This is a genomic window from Micromonospora sp. M51 (assembly GCF_018070305.1).
Classification (GTDB): Bacteria; Actinomycetota; Actinomycetes; order Mycobacteriales; family Micromonosporaceae; genus Micromonospora; species Micromonospora parva.
In genome coordinates this window covers 1-2647 of sequence record NZ_JAGPXZ010000804.1, presented here as the reverse complement: position 1 = coordinate 2647, position 2647 = coordinate 1, and the positions used below count along the sequence as shown (strand labels likewise).

Here is a 2647-nt window from a genome sequence, read left to right as displayed (position 1 = left end):
GACCGGCCCCGTGACCTGGCTCGTCCGACCAGCCCCCTCGCCGACGCGCGAGGCATCCAAGACACCTCCAGGCAGGGCCGCTGGCACAACAAGAAGTTCGCCACCCTCGCCGCCGAACTCGGCCTGTCCACCATCAAGGACGACAAGCTCGGCTACTCGCCCTGCACCCTGACCGACCTCACCCGCGCCCGCTACCGGGCCACCATCGCCGGCCTCGCCGTCGCGCTGCGCTTCTACCGCCACCCGGAACCGACCGGGGAAGGCAAAACCCGCACGAACAACAACAACGGCGTCTCGTGCGAGTGCGAGTGCCCCCGCAAGCTGCGCATCTCCAAAGCCGCCTTCGAAGAGGGCGCCATCGTCTGCGCGGTCTGCTCGGCGGCGTTCCTGCCCGAGGACATCGAACGCGACACCTACGAAAACCCCACTTTCGCCACCGGCACCCCCGCCGGCGACGACCACGACCAGGCCGACGACGACTCGGAGGACCCGATGGCGTTCTACGACCCGACCGGCGAGCGCTACGGCCTGCCGACCTACCCATTCAAGTTCGCCCCCGACGGGCTGCTGACCCGCCGTCAGCTCCGCGCCCGACAGCTGCGCCCCGGCGGCCAGGAACCCGCCGCGCAACTCATGTGGCGACGCGGCAAGCGCATCGCCTACCTGTTCCGCCTCGACCTGGCGATGCCCAAGCGCACCGCCACCCCCGCCCAACAGGCGGCCATCAACAAAGCGCTCACCGCGCGACGCACCTGCACCGACTGCGGCCAGGTCAAGCCCTACTACATCCCCCGCCGCACCGGCACCTGCCTCGACTGCACCCCTGAGGTGACCTCATGACCACGACGAACCTCCGTCCCACCCGCTGGGCCTACCTCGGCCTGATCCTCGGCGGACTCGTCTCCGTCGCCGCGAACATCGCCCACTCCTTCATCGCCCCCAAGGGCGCACCGCAGAACTGGACCCCGGAGCCCGGCGCGGTTGTCTCCGCGATCGTCTGGCCGCTGTTCCTGTTCATCGCCATCGAGATCCTTGCCCGCACCCCGTGGCCTTCGGGCTGGGGATGGGACGTGCTGCGCTGGGTCGGGATGCCGCCCGTCGCCCTGGTTGCCGCGTTCGTGTCCTACCAACACCTGTCCGGACTCCTGCGTCACTACGACGAAGGAACCCTCGTCATCTGGTTCGGTCCCGTCGCCGTCGATGGCCTGATGCTCATGGCCACCGCCGCTCTACTCGCCGCCAAACACACCAACACCCGGCCCACTGAACCCGTCCCGGCACCCGCGCCGGCCACCCTCGCCGAGGCGTCGTCACCCGACATCCCCGCCTCGCCGACGGTCCGCCCGGCCGCCGCGACCCCGGCCACCAACCCCACACCCGCGATCACCGCACCTGTCCACGAACCCAACGACCTGCCCACCTCTGGCGAGGACACCGACACCCCGACGACGGTCGAGCCCACCCCGGACACCACCGACAAGGACCCGACCCCGGCACCCGCCGCGCCTGCGGTAACTGCCGGCCCCGCGCCCGCGCTGCTCTCCGGAGCCCGGATCGTCGCCAGCGCCCACGAGAAAGCCCACGGTGAACCCATCACCCCCGGCCAACTCGCCGTGCGACTGCGCGTCCCCACCCACACGGCCGCCGACATCCTGACGGCCCTCAACACCCAACCGAGCATCAACGACAAGGCACACAACGGCACGGCTGTTGGAGCCACTTCGTGACGTCCTCGACGTTGCCTCTCGCGCCCGAAACCACCACGGTTTCGGGCACGGGAGCCTCCGCTGAGTCCGCCGGCTACTGGCCCTGGGCTACACCCACCCGCACCACCCGTGACCTGACCGCTGACGGGTGGGTACGCGGGCACGACCCGCGCACCGTCGCGTCCGGTCGCGCCCGCGCCCAAGACCCCGACTACCCCGAATGGCTCGGCCACGTCAAAGCCGCCTCGGCGTGCAAGCACCCGATCCGCCTCGCCGGGCAGATCCACGTCAACGACGCTGACGGCAACCGCATGGCCACCGTCGACACCGAGGACATGCCCGACGGCGCGATCTACACCCCCTGCGGCAACCGCCGCGCCGCCGTCTGCCCGTCCTGCGCAGAGCTGTACCGCCGCGACACCTACCACCTCATCAAAGCCGGCCTGCAAGGCGACCGATGGGGACTACCCCCGCTCAACGAGCACATCGCTATCTTCCTGACCGCCACCGCTCCCTCGTTCGGGCCGGTGCACCACCGGGTCGTGAAGGTCCACGCCGCGGACTGCCGCAAGAAAGACGGCTGCACCTGCCGAGCCTCGGTCTGCCACCCGTTCGGCCGGACCTGCCCCCACGGCCAGGAGCTGCGCTGCGGCCAACGCCACAAGGCCGCCGACGCCCATCTCGGGCAGCCGTTGTGCCTGGACTGCTACGACCACACCGGCCAGGTGGTCTGGAACCACGAAGCACCCGAGCTGTGGCGCCGCACCATCCAACAGGTCGACCGGGAGCTACGCCGCCTCGGCCGGACTCATGGCGTGGACCTGCGCCGCCGCTACATCAAGGTCTACGAATTCCAGGTACGCGGCGTCATCCACTACCACGCACTCATCCGCCTCGACGGCTACAACCCCGACTGCCCCGACACGATCGTGCCACCGCCC

The 2647-nt window shown here is 70.2% G+C and carries 3 protein-coding genes; all 3 read left to right on the top strand.

Annotated features, from left to right (window positions below; all coding sequences use genetic code 11):
- Positions 1–492 precede the first annotated feature (492 nt).
- Positions 493–840 (top strand): RRQRL motif-containing zinc-binding protein, encoded by a 348-nt coding sequence (locus KBX53_RS29055; RefSeq protein ID WP_210862786.1) that lies wholly within the window; start codon positions 493–495, stop codon positions 838–840.
- The gene (locus KBX53_RS29050) at positions 837–1727 is read left to right on the top strand and encodes a DUF2637 domain-containing protein (RefSeq protein ID WP_210862783.1); all 891 of its coding nucleotides are present in this window, start codon (positions 837–839) and stop codon (positions 1725–1727) included. The genes KBX53_RS29055 and KBX53_RS29050 overlap by 4 nt, the downstream gene beginning before the upstream one ends.
- The coding region (locus tag KBX53_RS29045) for a replication initiator (protein WP_369010016.1) at positions 1724–2647 on the top strand (924 nt) is incomplete at its 3' end. The genes KBX53_RS29050 and KBX53_RS29045, both read left to right, overlap by 4 nt.